Here is a 14,890-nt window from a genome sequence, read left to right as displayed (position 1 = left end):
CTCCTCCGAGGCGGAGTCCGAGGATGGGCAGTACACGCCACCATCCGCCTCGGAGGAGACACCCGTGCCCGACACAGCCCCGCGCGCCCACACCGTGATCCTCGATTGGGTCGAGGACGAGCTGCGCGGCGGCCGAGTGCGGGTGGGCGTCAAGCTGCCCGGCGAGCGTGCCCTGGCGGAACGCTTCGGCATCTCCCGGGCCTCCGTGCGGGAGGCCACCCGCATCCTGGACGCGATGGGGCTCGTCCGCTTGAGCACCGGCTCCGGCCCCACCGCCGGTGCCGTGGTGATCTCCGAGCCCTCGGCCGCCCTCGGATGGGCGCTGCGGATGCATGTGGCCACGCAGGCCCTTCCGGTCTCGGACATCGTCGCCACCCGCGTGCTCCTCGAGACCGAGGCGGCCCACCTCGCCGCGAGCCGACACGGCGACGCCGCGCTCGGCGACGACCCCCGACGGGCCGCCATGGCCCAGGCGGCCACCTTGCTGGAACGCATGGACGACCCCGCCCTGCCACGAGACGTCTTCCATGAGCTCGACGCTCAGTTCCACATCACCCTCGCCGCCCTGAGCGGCAACGTCGTCACGGAGACCATCATGGCGTCGCTGAGGCAGGCCGTCGTCGGCTACGTCCACGAGGCTGTGGGTGCCCTGGCCGACTGGGACGCCGTGCGCCGACGGCTGCAGGACGAGCACCGCGGCATCCTCGCGGCGGTCGACGCGCGCGACGGCGAGCTGGCCGCCGCCTCTCTGCGCGAGCACATCCTGGGCTTCTACGCACTCGCGACGGGTGACCTCGCGGACTGAGATCCGCGGGAGCCGTGCAGGCCGCTGACACCGGCCCGCCAGGCCAGGACCATCCCGAGGAGGGCGAGGACCAGGGCGAAGGCCGACTCCGCGAGCACGACGGTTCCCGCCCGTGAGGCCAGGACGGCCTCGGCGCCCGCGGCCAGGACCGCGGTGACGCCGGCGAGCGTCGCCGGCAGTGCCCGCCGGTTCCACCGGTGGGAGGCGCGAGCCGCGGCGGCTGTCAGGAGGCCGGCCAGGAACAGCGCGACGAGCCCCGGAAGGAGGAAGAGGCCGGGAGGGTCGTCGTGGGAGCCCGAGACGCCGATCAGCACCACAATCGGGACGATGCCGCGGGCGAGATCCACGGCGGCCAAGGTCCCCCCGGGTCCACCGGGCGGTCAGGCGGCCGGGGGTGTCGTCCCGGCCGAGGGTCACCAATGCCGCGCCGGTGACGCTCAGCACGGGTCACCAGCAGGACGAGAAGGGAGCTCGCCTGCCCGAGCGCGGGCAGCGCCCACCGTCCGCGGGCGCCCCGACCCGGCCGCAGCCCGAACGACGCGGGCAGCGCCGCCGCGCCGACGAGCGCGTAGCCGGCCGCCACCGGGAGGTCGATGCCGGGCAGCTCGCCGAGCGCGTCGTCGTGCATGGGGCATGCCACGGCCCAGACGTCGGGGGTGAGGCACCCGAGCCAGCGGACCGCCCCGCCCATCACGAGGGCCGGCCCGCCCAGCAGCAGGAGGGCGGCGCTCAAGAGCAGGGTCGAGGTCGTGCCGCGGCGGTAGGGGGCGGGGGACGGGAGCATGACGCCTCGATTCCGGGACGGCCGCGGGGGGCCGGTCCCGGCTCCAGCCTGACCGGAGTGGGCGTGCGGCTCACCCCCGCCTGGGTGACGGGCCGGTGAACATCGCGGGCCGGCGTCGCCGTCCTCCCGGGTCAGGCCGTGGCGAAGTGCACCAGGATGCCCGTGCCCACCGCGGCGAGGGCCACCATGGCGCACACGAACTCCACGAGCATGCCCAGGCCCATGGCCTTGAGGGCGCCCCACGAGGAGGCCAGCGCGGCGCGGGCGTCCCGGCGGCGGCGCCATTCGGCGAGGAACAGGCCGACCGCGAAGCCGATGAACAGGCCCACGATCGGGATGGCGAAGAAGCCGATCACGGCGCCGACGACACCGGTGAGGATCGGCCCGCGCGGCACGCGCTCCCGTACCAGCCGGCGCCCGGTGAGGGCGGCCGAGGCGCTCAGGCCCGCGATCGACAGGCCCGCGGCCACGAGGCCGAACGTCCACGAGGCGGTGGAGCCCAGGATCCACGCCCAGGCCACGGACACGACCAGGTTCAGCATCGAGCCGGGCAGGATCGGGTAGACGGTGCCGACCAGGCCGACGATCAGCAGCAGGACGGCGAGGACGGAGACGAGCACGGCGAGGGTCACGGTCCCAGTATGGGCGACGCCGTCACTCCGCCGCGGTTCCCTCCGGTGGCCACCGGCCTTCCTGCGTCTGCAGGAACTCGAACACCTGGACCTCCTCCACGCCCGGGAACGCGCCGCCGGGCATCGCCGCCAGCAGGTGCGCGTTGGCGCGGGCCGCAGGCCAGGCCTGACCGCCCCACGCCGCCTCCAGATCCGCGGAGGGGAGGCGGCAGCACTCGGGGTCCGGGCAGGTGCTGCGGGTGCGTGCGCTGGTCTCCCGCCCGCGGAACCACCGGGCGCCCTCGAAGGGCACGCCCACGGTGAGCGAGTAGAAGCCGGTGGACGTCGGCTCGACCACCGCCGCGGACCAGTACGTGCCGGCCGGGGTGTCCGTGTACTGGGGGAACGCGCCGAGGTGGTCGGCGACGCCGAACACCTGACGGCTGGTCCAGTGGCGGCACGCCGTCTGCCCCTCGATGGCCCCGATGTGGTCCGTGGGGAACGGGATGCCGTCGTTCTCGTACGCCTTGTGGAAGACCCCCGACTCGTGGACCTTGGCGAAGTGGCACGTCAACCCCAGGTGCTCGGTGGCCAGGTTGGTGAACCGGTGCGCGGCGGACTCCCACGAGACGCCGAACCGGTCCCGGAGGTCGTCCACCGAGAGGTCGCGGCGCTCCTTGGCCTCCTGCAGGACGCTCACGGTGGTGGCCTCGGGCATCATCATGGCCGCCGCGAGGTAGTTCGTGTGGACCCGCTGGCGCAGGAAGTCGGCGTAGTCCTCGGGTTCCCCGTGGCCGAGCACGGAGGAGCAGACGGCCTGCAGCAGGACCGCCCGGGGGTCGTGGTCCGGGCGCCGCGAGCGGGCCAGGTAGATGCGGCGGTTCTTGAGGTCGGTGACCGAGCGCGTCGAGTGCGGGAGGTCCGGCACGAAGCGCACGGCGAACCCCAGATGCTCGGCCAGGACGGACACGTGGTGGTGGGTCAACGGGCCGTCCGGCGCGGCGACCGCCTCGCGCAGGTCCTGGGCGGTGCGCTCGAGGTCGGCGTAGTGGTTCCCGCACGCCCGCATCTCCTCGCGCAGCGCGCTGTTGGCCCGACGCGCCTCCTCCGGGGTGGACACCCGCTCGGCCATCTGCCGGTCGAGCTCGGCCTGCAGCCCTGCGATCACCTCGAGGACCTCGTCCGGCATGCGGGGGCCGACCTTCAGCGCGGGCAGACCGAGCCGCTGGAAGAGCGGGCCGCGCTGGGCCCGCTCCACGGCCACCTCGAGGGACGCCCGACGGCTCGGAGCCTCCCGCGTCAGCAGGTCCTCCACCTCGACGCCGAAGTGGTCGGCCAGCGCGGTGAGCAGGGTCAGCCGCGGCTCGCGGTGGCCGTTCTCCACGAGGGACAGGTGGGACGCGGTCACCCCGACCTTCTCGGAGACGTCGGACAGGGTGGCCCCGGACGCCCGGCGCAGGTGGCGCAGCCGGCGGCCGAGCACGAGGGCGTCGACGCGCGGGCCCTCGGGGGTGGCGGCAGCGGGGGCGGTCATGGCGATGAGGGTAGCGGGGATCACACTCCCGCGCCGCGCGACGGAGTCAACTTTCCCGGGGATGTCGGAGAACTGCACCTGCAGGCCGCATCGGCGCGCGGTCTGACGTGAAGAATCACCGTTCTTGACGGATCGGGAAGATGGTCGCGATCTTTTCCGCAACTCCAGGTCCCGGACACCGCCGGGCGCGTCCAGAGTGGTTCCACCCCCACCGGAGAGGCACCGCAGCGGCACCGCGGCGAACCTCCCCGGCACCGCTCCCGAGAGGACCAGGACCATGACCGAGCAGAACACCACCGCGCAGCAGATCCAGCAGGGCTGGGACACCGATCCCCGCTGGGCCGGCATCGAGCGAACCTACTCCGCCGAGGACGTCGCCACGCTCCGCGGCCGCGTGCAGGAGGAGCACACCCTGGCCCGCCGCGGCTCCGAGAAGCTGTGGAAGCAGCTCACGGAGGAGCACCGCACGGGCGAGTTCACCAACGCCCTCGGCGCCCTCACCGGCAACCAGGCCGTCCAGCAGGTCAAGGCCGGCCTCCGCGCCGTGTACCTCTCCGGCTGGCAGGTCGCCGCGGACGCCAACCTCTCCGGCCACACCTACCCGGACCAGTCCCTGTACCCGGCCAACTCCGTCCCGCAGGTCGTCCGCCGCATCAACAACGCCCTCCTCCGCGCGGACCAGATCGAGCACTCCGAGGGCATCCAGTCGGTCGAGGACTGGCTCGTGCCGATCGTCGCCGACGCCGAGGCCGGCTTCGGCGGCCCGCTGAACGCCTACGAGCTCATGAAGGCCATGATCGTGGCCGGCGCCTCCGGCGTGCACTGGGAGGACCAGCTGGCCTCCGAGAAGAAGTGCGGCCACCTCGGCGGCAAGGTGCTCATCCCCACCGGCCAGCACATCCGCACGCTCAACGCCGCACGCCTGGCCGCCGACGTCGCCGACGTCCCCTCCGTGATCATCGCCCGCACCGACGCCGAGGCGGCCACCCTGATCACCTCGGACGTGGACGAGCGCGACGCCGAGTTCATCACCGGTGAGCGCACCGCCGAGGGCTTCTACAAGGTCCGCAACGGCGTCGAGCCCTGCATCGCCCGCGCCAAGGCCTACGCCCCGCACGCGGACCTGATCTGGATGGAGACCGGCACCCCGGACCTGGAGCTGGCCAGGAAGTTCGCCGAGGCCGTCAAGTCCGAGTTCCCGGACCAGATGCTGGCCTACAACTGCTCGCCGTCCTTCAACTGGAGGAAGAACCTCGACGACGCGACCATCGCGAAGTTCCAGCGCGAGCTCGGCGCCATGGGCTACACGTTCCAGTTCATCACTCTGGCCGGCTTCCACGCCCTGAACCACTCGATGTTCGACCTGGCGACGGGCTACAACGAGCGCCAGATGTCCGCCTACGTCGAGCTCCAGGAGCGCGAGTTCGCCGACGAGGCCCGCGGCTACACCGCCACCAAGCACCAGCGCGAGGTCGGCACCGGCTACTTCGACGCCGTGTCCACCGCCATCAACCCCGAGTCCTCCACCGTGGCCCTCAAGGAGTCCACGGAGGCCGGGCAGTTCCACTGAGCCGGCGACGTCGACCCACTCCCCTCTGCGAGACGAAGGAGTCCGCATCATGATGACCCTGCAGACCACCCACAGCGACACCACCGTGAACGGCGTCCGGATCCTCGGTGAGCCGGTCCCCGGCCAGGACGAGATCCTCACCCGTGACGCCCTCGAGTTCCTCGCGGCCCTGCACCGGGCCATGGAGCCCCGGCGCCGCGAGCTGATGCAGGAGCGCGTCGACCGGCGCGCCCGGATCGCCGCCGGCGAGCCGCTCACCTTCCTGGCAGCGACCCGCAAGATCCGCGAGGACGACTCCTGGCACGTCGCCCCGCTGGCCCCCGGCCTGCGCGACCGCCGGGTGGAGATCACCGGCCCGGTGGACCGGAAGATGACCATCAACGCCATGAACTCGGGGGCCAAGTGCTGGCTCGCCGACTTCGAGGACTCCTCCACGCCGTCCTGGGAGAACGTGATCGCCGGCCAGGTCAACCTGCGGGACGCCATCCGCGGCTCGATCTCCCTCACCACGCCGGAGGGCCGGGAGTACAGGCTCACCGGCGCGGAGCTGGAGGACCACCCCACCATCATCGTGCGGCCGCGCGGCCTGCACCTGATGGAGGACCGCATCATGGTGGACGGCGCCCCAGTGTCCGGCGCCCTGGCGGACTTCGCGCTGTACTTCTTCCACAACGCGCGGGAGCTGCTGCGCCGGGGCCGGGGCCCCTACTTCTACCTGCCCAAGACCGAGTCCCACCTCGAGGCGCGGTGGTGGAACTGCCTGTTCGTGAGGGCGCAGGACCTCCTGGAGATCCCCCAGGGCACCATCCGCGCGACCGTGCTGATCGAGACCATCACGGCCGCGTTCGAGATGGACGAGATCCTCTACCAGCTGCGCAACCACGCCGCGGGCCTGAACGCGGGGCGCTGGGACTACATCTTCAGCATCATCAAGGTCTTCCGGGACCGCGGCGCCGACTTCGTGCTGCCGGACCGCGCGGACGTGACGATGACGCAGCCGATGATGCGGGCCTACACCGAGCTGCTGGTGCGCACGTGCCACCGCCGCTGCGCGTCCGCGATCGGCGGCATGGCCGCTCAGATCCCGAACCGCAGGGACCCGGAGGCCAACGAGGCCGCCCTGGCGAAGGTCCGCGCGGACAAGACCCGTGAGGCCGAGGACGGCTTCGACGGCTCGTGGGTGGCCCACCCGGACCTGGTGCCGGTGGCCATGGAGGTGTTCGACGGCGTCCTCCAGGACGCGCCGAACCAGATCCGCACGCGCCGGCGCGACGACGTGGTGCCGGACGCCGCCGCCCTGGTGGACGTGAAGGCGACCACCGGCGCCATCACGGAGCAGGGTCTGCGCATGAACATCGAGGTCGGCATCCGCTACGTGGAGTCCTGGCTGCGGGGCAACGGCGCGGCCGCCATCCACAACCTCATGGAGGACGCCGCCACCGCCGAGATCTCCCGCTCGCAGATCTGGCAGTGGATCGACGCCGGCTCCACGGCGAGGACCGCCGACGGCGGCGAGCGCACCGTGACCCGCGCGTGGGTGGAGCAGCTGACCGAGGAGGAGTTCGCCGGGCTGGAGCGCGCCGACGGCGACCGGTTCGACGACGCCCGGGAGATCTTCACCGAGGTGGCCCTCGCCCAGGAGTTCCCGGACTTCCTCACCCTCCCGGCGTACGAGCGGTTCCTGTCCGCGGAGGCCCGCCGCCGCGCGGCCCTCGCCCACGCCTGATCCGGCGGCCGGAGCTCCGCTCCGGTGACCACCACGACGCCGCCCACCTCCACGAGGTGGGCGGCGTCGTGGTGTCTGGGCGCTGGCGCGGTGCTTGTCCTGTCCGCGCCGACCGTCAGAGCCCGCGCAGGAACTCCCGGTGGAAGGACCAGTCGCCCGTGACCTCGGGGTGGAAGCTCGTGGCCGTCACGTGCCCCGCGCGCACGGCGACGGGCAGGTCCGCGGCGGGGGCGCCGTCGTCGTCCGCCCCGGCGGCCCGGGAGGCCGGCACCGCGGCGAGGACCTCCACGCCGGCTCCCACGCGGACGACGGCGGGCGCACGGATGAAGACCGCGTGCACCGGGTCCGCGGACACCGCGGGCACGGCCAGGTCCGCCTCGAACGAGTCCACCTGGGTGCCGAACGCGTTGCGGCGCACGGTCACGTCCAGCACGCCCAGGCTGCCCTGCCCGGGAGCGGGGTTCTCGATGCCGGCGGCCAGCATGATCATCCCCGCGCAGGTGCCGTAGGCGGGCAGTCCCCCGCGGACCGCGTCCGCGAGCGGCGCCTTGAGGCCCATGATCCCGGCCAGGCGGTCCATCACGGACGACTCCCCGCCGGGCAGGACGATCCCGTCCAGCCCGGCGAGGTCCGCGGCCCGCCGAACGGGACGGGTGCGGGCGCCCAGCGCCTCGAGGACGTGCACGTGCTCCCGGACGTCGCCCTGGAGCGCGAACACGCCGACGGCGGGCGCCGTGCTCACCAGCCGCGCTCGGCCAGGCGGTGCGGTGCGGGCAGGTCGCCCACGTTGATGCCGACCATGGCCTCGCCCAGGCCGCGGGAGGCCTCGGCGATCGCGGCCGGATCGTCGAACTGGGCCGTGGCCTTGACGATCGCCTTCGCCCGCGCGGCCGGGTCGCCGGACTTGAAGATGCCGGAGCCCACGAACACGCCGTCGGCGCCCATCTGCATCATCAGGGCCGCGTCGGCCGGGGTGGCCACGCCGCCGGCCACGAACATCACCACGGGCAGGGAGCCGGTCTCGGCCACCTCGCGGACCAGCTCGTACGGGGCCTGGAGCTCCTTGGCGGCCACGTACAGCTCGTCCTTCGCCAGGCCCTGCAGCTGCGCGATCTCCTTGCGGATGGTGCGGATGTGCTTCATGGCCTCCGAGACGTCGCCGGTGCCGGCCTCGCCCTTGGAGCGGATCATGGCCGCGCCCTCGGTGATGCGGCGCAGCGCCTCGCCGAGGTTGGTGGCGCCGCACACGAACGGCACGTCGAAGCCCCACTTGTCGATGTGGTTCACGTAGTCCGCCGGGGAGAGCACCTCGGACTCGTCGATGAAGTCCACCTTCAGCGCCTGCAGCACCTGGGCCTCCACGAAGTGGCCGATGCGCGCCTTCGCCATCACGGGGATGGACACGGCCTCCACGATCCCGTCGATCAGGTCCGGGTCGGACATGCGGGCCACGCCGCCCTGGGCGCGGATGTCGGCGGGGACGCGCTCGAGCGCCATCACGGCGACGGCGCCGGCGTCCTCGGCGATCCGGGCCTGTTCCGGGGTGACGACGTCCATGATGACGCCGCCCTTGAGCATGTCGGCCAGGCCGCGCTTCACGCGGGTGGTGCCGGTGCCGCGCGCGCCGTCGTCGGCGGCGTCGGCGGTGGAGGCGGAGAAGGACTGCGCGGGGGTGTCGCTCATGGGGGTTCCTCGTGGTCGGGAGGGGACAGCACGACGCCGGCTCCTGCCACGCGCACGCGCGCAGCCCGGGGGACGTCGTCGGGATGGGGTCCGTCTATGGTGCCACGCCGGTCAGGCGTTCCAGAGGCCGTACGAGTCCGCGAGGTCGGCGATCTTCTGGGCGCGGAGCAGGCGCGGGAGGTAGGAGCCGTCGCCCACCGTGGCGCCGGCGGCGTGCTCGTCCAGCAGGCCGTGGGCCCAGCGCACCTCGTCCTCGGACGGGGACAGGCCCCGGTTGATCCACTCGACCTGGCCGCGGTTGAGGCAGAGCCGGCCCGTCATGCCCATGGAGTTGGTCACCCGTGAGGACTCCTGCACGGCCTCCTCGTCGTCGCCCGCACCGGGCGGGCCGTCCACCGCGCCGGGCAGCCGGCCCACGCGGGAGGCGATCACCATGCGCGAGCGCGCGTAGGCCATGGCCAGCGGGTCCTCCCCCACACCGACGTCCTTGCGGAAGTCGTTGACGCCGAACGCCAGGCGGAACGTGCCGGGCGCCTTGGCCACGGCCGTGGCGTTCTCGATCCCGAGGGCGGACTCCAGCAGCGCGATCACGGGCGTGCCGGCGCGCAGACGCATGGCGGTGAAGGTCACCTGCTCCGGCTCCTCCGTCTCCGCGAGCACCACGCCGCGCACGCCGTCGACGCCCTGGAGCGCCTCGAGGTCCCGGGCCCAGTGGTCGGTGGAGGTCGCCCCGATGCGCACCCACGCGGTCATGCCGCCGGACAGGGCCTCGACGACGTTCTGGCGCGCCTCGTCCTTCTTGTCCTCCGGCACGGCGGCCTCGAGGTCGAAGATCACGGAGTCCGCCTCGGAGGCGAGCCCGGGCGCGAAGTCCTCGGGCTTCGCCGCGTTGACGAGCAGCCATGTGCGGCTGAGCTTGGCGGGCAGCGCGGCGGCACGGCGGTTCCTCAGGGGCATGGCTCCATGCTATCCGGGGGTCCCTCCGGAGCGGGCGGACCGTAGCATGGGGGCCATCACACGGCCCCCGCGCGGCCGCTCCCCCGCCGCCGCGTCCGCCCCGCCCCCCTGAGAGGTCCCCATGCGCCGCTCCCCGTCCTCCGCCCTGACGACGGCGGCCGCCCTCGCCGCCGGCGGCGTCCTGCTGGGCGGCTGCGGCCTGCTCCCCTCCGGGGGAGAGCCGTCCGTGGGGGGTTCGGACGGCCCCGTGGACCTGCTGGGCCACGACACCTCGGACATGGCGCCGCTGACCGTGCACCTCGTGGTGCCCCAGGACGAGGCGGACCCGTCCTTCGAGGGCCGCGCGTTCGGCTGCGGCGACCTGCTCGTGCCCGTGCAGACCGTGCCCTCCGGCGGGGTGGACCGGGCGGACGCCGCCCTGGACCTCCTCTTCGACGAGGACCAGGGCGAGCACGGCGACCCGACCCTCGTGAACGAGGTCGAGGCCACCTCCGAGACCCTCACCCCCACCGGCCACCGACGCGACGGCGACACGGAGGTGTTCACGTTCTCCGGCACCGTCACCGCCGCCGACGCGTGCTCGGCCGAGCGCATCCGCGCCCAGCTGGCCGAGACGGCCCGCTCCCAGACGGACGCCGCACGGGTCCGTCTCGAGGTGGACGGGCGGGACCTCGACGACGTCCTCGGCCTGGCGCCGCTGGCGCTCGGCGAGCCGGCGGCCGGGGGCGGGGCGCCGGCGTCGTCCACGGAGCCGGAGCCGACCGCGGAGGCGACCCCCGAGCCCGCCCCGACGCCGACACCCACGCCGGAGTGGAGCGCCGAGCCCACGCCCGAGGAGAGCCCGGAGCCCACGCCGGAACCGGAGCCCACGCCGTCCGCCGAGGAGACCGCCGAGCCCACGGTCGCGCCCACCACGGGCGAGGCCGGGCCCACCGGGGACGGCGCCGACGCCGACGAGGGACGGGTCACCACCCCGCCCGAGCCGCCCACGGACGTCTCCACCGGCTGGAACGGGGCGGACGCCACCGCCACCACCGCGCCCCTCGACGCCGTCCCCGACCCCGACGGGGTCGACGTCGACACGACGGACACGTCCGACATGTCGCCCCCTGCCGACGCCGGGACCGCCACCCCGGACACGGGCGGCGCAGAGACCGACGCCCCGGACACCGGCGACGCCGACACCGGAGCAGCGGAGACGGACGCCCCCTGAACGGCGCCGTCGGACGCTGACGGGTGCTGACAGGCCGGCCCGGGACCCCTTCCCGCGCGCGACCGGATCGTATATGATCCGCCGCATGACGCAGAGCACATCGCCCGCCGCCCCCACGGTCACCGAGCAGGACTTCACCGCCCGTGAGAACCGCCCAGGCAAGGTCGTGGCGCTGCACCTGAACTACCCCTCCCGGATCGCCCAGCGCGGCCGCTCCCCGAAGTTCCCCGGCTACTTCCTCAAGGCCGGCACCTCGATCGCCCGCTCCGGGGACTCCGTCGAGCGACCCGCCGGCACCGAGCTGCTGGCCTACGAGGGTGAGATCGCACTGATCATCGGCCGCACCGCCCGCCGGGTCAGCCCCGAGGAGGGCTGGTCGTTCGTCTCCGGGATCACCGCCGCGAACGACTGGGGCCTCTACGACCTGCGCCACGCAGACAAGGGCTCGAACGTCAAGAACAAGTCCGGCGACGGCTACACCCCGCTCGGTCCGGCCGTGATCGCGGCCGCGAACCTGGACCCCGCCGGGCTGCGCGTGCGCACGTGGGTCAACGGGGAGGTCGTCCAGGAGGACACCACCGAGGGACTCGTCTTCCCGTTCGGCCAGCTCGTGGCCGACCTCTCCCAGCTCATGACGCTCGAGGAGGGGGACGTCATCCTCACCGGGACCCCGGCCGGCTCGTCCGTGGCCCAGCCCGGCGACGTCGTCGAGGTGGAGGTGGACGCCCCCACCGCCCCCGGCGCGCCCTCCACGGGCCGCCTGGTGACGCACGTGACCGAGTCCGAGCACCCGATGGCCGACTACGGCCACGGCCCGCAGGTGGACGACACCCAGCGCGAGGAGGCCTGGGGGTCGCGCGAGGCCGCAGGCCTCCTGCCCGCCGGCGCTGAGGCCGCAGGCCTCGCTCCGAAGTCCGACGACGCCCCCGCCGCCTCCTCGGCGGTGGACGCGGACGGACACTGGGTGCCCTCGGCGCCGCAGCCGGACCGGACGCTGCTCACCCCGGAGCTGCGCGCCAAGATCGACGCCATCGCGGTGGCCACCCTCACCGCCCAGCTGCAGAAGCGCGGCATCCAGAACGCGACCATCGACGGCCCGCGCCCGATCCACCGGGGTCGGCGCGTCCTCGGCTACGCGAAGACCCTGCGCTACGTCCCGAAGCGCGAGGACCTGTTCAAGGAGTTCGGCGGCGGCTTCAACGCCCAGAAGCGGGCGATCGACTCGGTGCAGCCGGACGACGTGGTGGTCATGGAGGCCCGTGGCGAGCACGGCACCGGCACCCTCGGGGACGTCCTGGCCCTGCGCGCCCAGGTGAACGGCGCGAACGCCGTGATCACGGACGGCGGCATCCGCGACTCCGCCGCCGTGGCCGAGGTCGGCCTCCAGGTCTACGCCGGCGCCACGCACCCGGCCGTGCTGGGCCGCCGTCACATCCCCTGGGAGGTCGGCGGCACCATCGCCTGCGGCGGCACCACCGTGCAGCCCGGCGACATCATCGTCGGTGACGACGACGGCGTCGTCGTCATCCCGCCGTCCCTGCTCCAGGAGGTCGTGGACGACGCCTACGAGCAGGAGCTCCAGGACGCCTGGGCGTACGAGCAGGTCAAGGCCGGCCACCCGGTGGACGGGATGTTCCCCCCGAACGCCGAGTGGAAGGCCACGTTCGACGAGTACCGCAAGACCCTGCCGGAGGCCCCGCAGCCGGCGGGCGACGGGCGAGCATGACCCGCACGGACACGGGACAGGCGAGCCCGGGAGGCGCCACCGCCTCCAAGGCGGACCGCGCCTACCAGGCGATCCTCGCGGGGATCCGGGACCAGCGCCACGAGCCGGGCGACCGGCTGGTGCTCTCCCAGATCGCCGCGGAGCTCGGCATGTCCGTGGTCCCCGTGCGCGAGGCCATCCGCCGCCTGCAGTCCGAGAGGCTCGTGGCCTACGAGCGCAACGTGGGCGCCACGGTGGTGGGGATCGACCCGGTCGAGTACCGCCACACCATGGAGACGCTGGCGCTGGTGGAGGGCTTCTCCACCGCCCAGTGCGCCCCGCACGTGACCGCCCAGGACATCGCGGCCGCCCGCGAGGTGAACCAGGCCATGCGGGAGCTGGCCGCCTCGGACGAGACGTGGGACCCGGTGGCCTTCACGGAGCTCAACCGGCGCTTCCACTCGATCCTGTTCGAGCACCACCAGAACGAGCACGTGCACGACCTCGTGCACCGCGGCTGGACCCGCCTGGCCGCGCTGCGCTCCTCCACGTTCGCGTACGTGCCCGGCCGAGCTCGCGCCTCCGTGGAGGAGCACGAGCAGCTGCTGCGGCTGATCGAGGCCGGCGCCCCGTTCGCCGAGATCGAGGCCGCGGCCCGCGCCCACCGACTCAACACCCTGCACGCCTACCTCAACCACCAGAACTGAGAAGAGGACCCCATGACGGAGAAGACCAGCATCGAGGCCCGCGCGCCCGAGGGCCTGCCCGACGTCATCCGCCACTACATCGACGGCGAGCTCGTCGACTCGATCGACGGCGACACGTTCGACGTCCTCGACCCGGTGACCAACCAGCCGTACATCCAGGCCGCCTCCGGCAAGGCCGCGGACATCGACCGCGCCGTGGCCGCCGCGAAGGCCGCGTTCGAGGGCGGCGAGTGGTCCCAGGCCCTGCCGCGCGCCCGCTCCCGCGTGCTGCACCGGATCGCCGACATCATGGAGACCCGCGGCGACCAGCTGGCCGCCATGGAGTGCTTCGACACCGGCCTGCCGATCGCGCAGGCCCGAGGCCAGGCCGCCCGCGCCGCGGAGAACTTCCGCTTCTTCGCGGACCTGATCGTGGCCCAGCACGACGACGCTTTCAAGGTGCCCGGCCGCCAGGCCAACTACGTCAACCGCAAGCCGATCGGCGTCGCGGGCCTGATCACCCCCTGGAACACCCCGTTCATGCTCGAGTCCTGGAAGCTGGCCCCGGCCATCGCCACCGGCAACTCCGTGGTGCTCAAGCCGGCCGAGTTCACCCCGCTCTCCGCGTCCCTGTGGCCGGAGATCTTCGAGGACGCCGGCCTGCCGAAGGGCGTGTTCAACATGGTCCACGGCTTCGGCGAGGAAGGCTTCGCGGGCGACCCGCTCGTGAAGCACCCGGACGTGCCGCTGATCTCCTTCACCGGCGAGTCCCGCACCGGCCAGATCATCTTCGCCAACGCCGCCCCGCACCTGAAGGGCCTGTCCATGGAGCTCGGCGGCAAGTCCCCGGCGGTCGTCTTCGCGGACGCGGACCTGGACACCGCGATCGACGCCACGATCTTCGGCGTGTTCTCCCTCAACGGCGAGCGCTGCACCGCCGGCTCGCGCATCCTCGTCCAGCGCGAGGTGTACGACGAGTTCGTCGAGCGCTACGCCGCCCAGGCGGACCGCGTGAAGGTCGGCCTGCCGAACGACCCGACCACCGAGGTCGGCGCGATCGTGCACCCCGAGCACTACGAGAAGGTCATGTCCTACGTGGAGATCGGCAAGTCCGAGGCCCGCCTCGTGGCCGGCGGCGGCCGCCCGGAGGAGTTCCCGGAGGGGAACTTCGTGCGCCCCACTGTGTTCGCGGACGTCAAGCCCGACGCGCGGATCTTCCAGGAGGAGATCTTCGGCCCGGTCGTGGCCATCACCCCGTTCGACACGGACGAGGAGGCCCTCGAGCTGGCGAACAACACCAAGTACGGCCTGGCCGCCTACATCTGGACCAACGACCTCAAGCGCGCCCACAACGTCGCGCAGGACGTCGAGGCCGGCATGGTGTGGCTGAACTCCAACAACGTGCGCGACCTGCGGACCCCGTTCGGCGGCGTGAAGGCCTCCGGCCTGGGCCACGAGGGCGGCTACCGCTCGATCGACTTCTACACCGACCAGCAGGCCGTGCACATCAACCTCGGCGAGGTCCACAACCCGGTGTTCGGCAAGCAGGAGCAGGCCGCCGCGAAGATGGACGGCTGACCCCGGCGTTGTCGTTCGGGAGACGGCAGCTGCCCGGA

14 protein-coding genes are annotated in these 14,890 nt (G+C 73.1%); 7 read left to right on the top strand and 7 right to left on the bottom strand.

Annotated features, from left to right (window positions below; all coding sequences use genetic code 11):
- The first annotated feature begins 64 nt into the window (after positions 1–64).
- Entirely contained in the window at positions 65–805 is a 741-nt protein-coding gene (locus BJ976_RS01160; RefSeq protein WP_229667265.1) for a FadR/GntR family transcriptional regulator, read from the top strand.
- Here BJ976_RS01160 and BJ976_RS01155 read toward each other — a convergent pair.
- From BJ976_RS01155 to BJ976_RS01140, 4 genes are all read right to left on the bottom strand, one after another.
- Complete coding sequence (locus tag BJ976_RS01155) at positions 772–1,152, bottom strand: hypothetical protein (protein ID WP_135029322.1); 381 nt, start codon at positions 1,150–1,152, stop codon at positions 772–774. The genes BJ976_RS01160 and BJ976_RS01155 overlap by 34 nt on opposite strands.
- Entirely contained in the window at positions 1,113–1,589 is a 477-nt protein-coding gene (locus BJ976_RS01150) for a hypothetical protein (protein ID WP_135029324.1), read from the bottom strand. Before BJ976_RS01150 ends, BJ976_RS01155 begins: the two co-directional genes overlap by 40 nt.
- 131 nt (positions 1,590–1,720) lie before the next feature.
- Positions 1,721–2,221, bottom strand: coding sequence for a DUF456 domain-containing protein (locus BJ976_RS01145; RefSeq protein WP_135029326.1), 501 nt, complete (start codon positions 2,219–2,221; stop codon positions 1,721–1,723).
- 22 nt (positions 2,222–2,243) lie between these two features.
- Positions 2,244–3,734, bottom strand: a complete 1,491-nt coding sequence (locus BJ976_RS01140) for an XRE family transcriptional regulator (protein ID WP_135029328.1) — start codon at positions 3,732–3,734, stop codon at positions 2,244–2,246.
- Positions 3,735–4,011: 277 nt separating this feature from the next.
- On the opposite strand from BJ976_RS01140, the gene aceA reads away from it, so the two are divergent.
- Positions 4,012–5,304 (top strand): isocitrate lyase, encoded by a 1,293-nt coding sequence (gene aceA, locus BJ976_RS01135; protein ID WP_135029330.1) that lies wholly within the window; start codon positions 4,012–4,014, stop codon positions 5,302–5,304.
- 52 nt (positions 5,305–5,356) lie between these two features.
- Complete coding sequence (gene aceB / locus BJ976_RS01130; RefSeq protein WP_135029466.1) at positions 5,357–7,030, top strand: malate synthase A; 1,674 nt, start codon at positions 5,357–5,359, stop codon at positions 7,028–7,030.
- Between the two features lie 115 nt (positions 7,031–7,145).
- Here aceB and pdxT read toward each other — a convergent pair whose 3' ends face one another.
- The 3 genes from pdxT to BJ976_RS01115 all read right to left on the bottom strand — a co-directional run bounded on the left by pdxT (position 7,146) and on the right by BJ976_RS01115 (position 9,670).
- Positions 7,146–7,775: a pyridoxal 5'-phosphate synthase glutaminase subunit PdxT gene (pdxT, locus tag BJ976_RS01125; protein WP_221419448.1), complete on the bottom strand. Its 630-nt coding sequence runs from the start codon at positions 7,773–7,775 to the stop codon at positions 7,146–7,148.
- Positions 7,769–8,713, bottom strand: coding sequence for a pyridoxal 5'-phosphate synthase lyase subunit PdxS (gene pdxS, locus BJ976_RS01120; RefSeq protein WP_135029332.1), 945 nt, complete (start codon positions 8,711–8,713; stop codon positions 7,769–7,771). Before pdxS ends, pdxT begins: the two co-directional genes overlap by 7 nt.
- A 111-nt stretch (positions 8,714–8,824) precedes the next feature.
- Positions 8,825–9,670 carry an HpcH/HpaI aldolase/citrate lyase family protein gene (locus tag BJ976_RS01115; RefSeq protein WP_135029333.1) on the bottom strand — a complete coding sequence of 282 codons (846 nt, stop codon included), beginning with the start codon at positions 9,668–9,670 and terminating at the stop codon, positions 8,825–8,827.
- 121 nt (positions 9,671–9,791) lie between these two features.
- Between BJ976_RS01115 and BJ976_RS01110 the strand changes: the two genes are divergently transcribed.
- From BJ976_RS01110 to hpaE, 4 genes are all read left to right on the top strand, one after another.
- A complete protein-coding gene (locus BJ976_RS01110; protein WP_135029337.1) occupies positions 9,792–10,883 on the top strand; it encodes a hypothetical protein in 1,092 nt (363 codons plus the stop codon).
- Between the two features lie 85 nt (positions 10,884–10,968).
- The gene (locus tag BJ976_RS01105; RefSeq protein ID WP_135029340.1) at positions 10,969–12,609 is read left to right on the top strand and encodes a fumarylacetoacetate hydrolase family protein; all 1,641 of its coding nucleotides are present in this window, start codon (positions 10,969–10,971) and stop codon (positions 12,607–12,609) included.
- Positions 12,606–13,295: a GntR family transcriptional regulator gene (locus tag BJ976_RS01100; RefSeq protein WP_135029342.1), complete on the top strand. Its 690-nt coding sequence runs from the start codon at positions 12,606–12,608 to the stop codon at positions 13,293–13,295. The genes BJ976_RS01105 and BJ976_RS01100 overlap by 4 nt, the downstream gene beginning before the upstream one ends.
- A 12-nt stretch (positions 13,296–13,307) precedes the next feature.
- On the top strand, positions 13,308–14,852 hold the full coding sequence (gene hpaE, locus BJ976_RS01095) for a 5-carboxymethyl-2-hydroxymuconate semialdehyde dehydrogenase (RefSeq protein ID WP_135029344.1): 1,545 nt from the start codon (positions 13,308–13,310) through the stop codon (positions 14,850–14,852).
- The last annotated feature ends 38 nt before the right edge of the window (positions 14,853–14,890 follow it).

It is taken from the genome of Micrococcus flavus, assembly GCF_014204815.1.
GTDB classification, from domain to species: Bacteria; Actinomycetota; Actinomycetes; order Actinomycetales; family Micrococcaceae; genus Micrococcus; species Micrococcus flavus.
The sequence above is the reverse complement of the archived record's forward strand: the minus strand, read 5'-3'. Positions and strand labels throughout refer to the sequence as shown.

What these genes read in the sequence shown, in the direction of transcription:
- BJ976_RS01150 (WP_135029324.1), bottom strand. Translation starts at nt 1,589, where the DNA reads ATGCTCCCGTCCCCCGCCCCCTACCGCCGCGGCACGACCTCGACCCTG.
- BJ976_RS01140 (WP_135029328.1), bottom strand. Translation starts at nt 3,734, where the DNA reads ATGACCGCCCCCGCTGCCGCCACCCCCGAGGGCCCGCGCGTCGACGCC.
- aceA (WP_135029330.1), top strand. Translation starts at nt 4,012, where the DNA reads ATGACCGAGCAGAACACCACCGCGCAGCAGATCCAGCAGGGCTGGGAC.
- aceB (WP_135029466.1), top strand. Translation starts at nt 5,357, where the DNA reads ATGACCCTGCAGACCACCCACAGCGACACCACCGTGAACGGCGTCCGG.
- pdxS (WP_135029332.1), bottom strand. Translation starts at nt 8,713, where the DNA reads ATGAGCGACACCCCCGCGCAGTCCTTCTCCGCCTCCACCGCCGACGCC.
- BJ976_RS01115 (WP_135029333.1), bottom strand. Translation starts at nt 9,670, where the DNA reads ATGCCCCTGAGGAACCGCCGTGCCGCCGCGCTGCCCGCCAAGCTCAGC.
- BJ976_RS01110 (WP_135029337.1), top strand. Translation starts at nt 9,792, where the DNA reads ATGCGCCGCTCCCCGTCCTCCGCCCTGACGACGGCGGCCGCCCTCGCC.
- BJ976_RS01105 (WP_135029340.1), top strand. Translation starts at nt 10,969, where the DNA reads ATGACGCAGAGCACATCGCCCGCCGCCCCCACGGTCACCGAGCAGGAC.
- BJ976_RS01100 (WP_135029342.1), top strand. Translation starts at nt 12,606, where the DNA reads ATGACCCGCACGGACACGGGACAGGCGAGCCCGGGAGGCGCCACCGCC.
- hpaE (WP_135029344.1), top strand. Translation starts at nt 13,308, where the DNA reads ATGACGGAGAAGACCAGCATCGAGGCCCGCGCGCCCGAGGGCCTGCCC.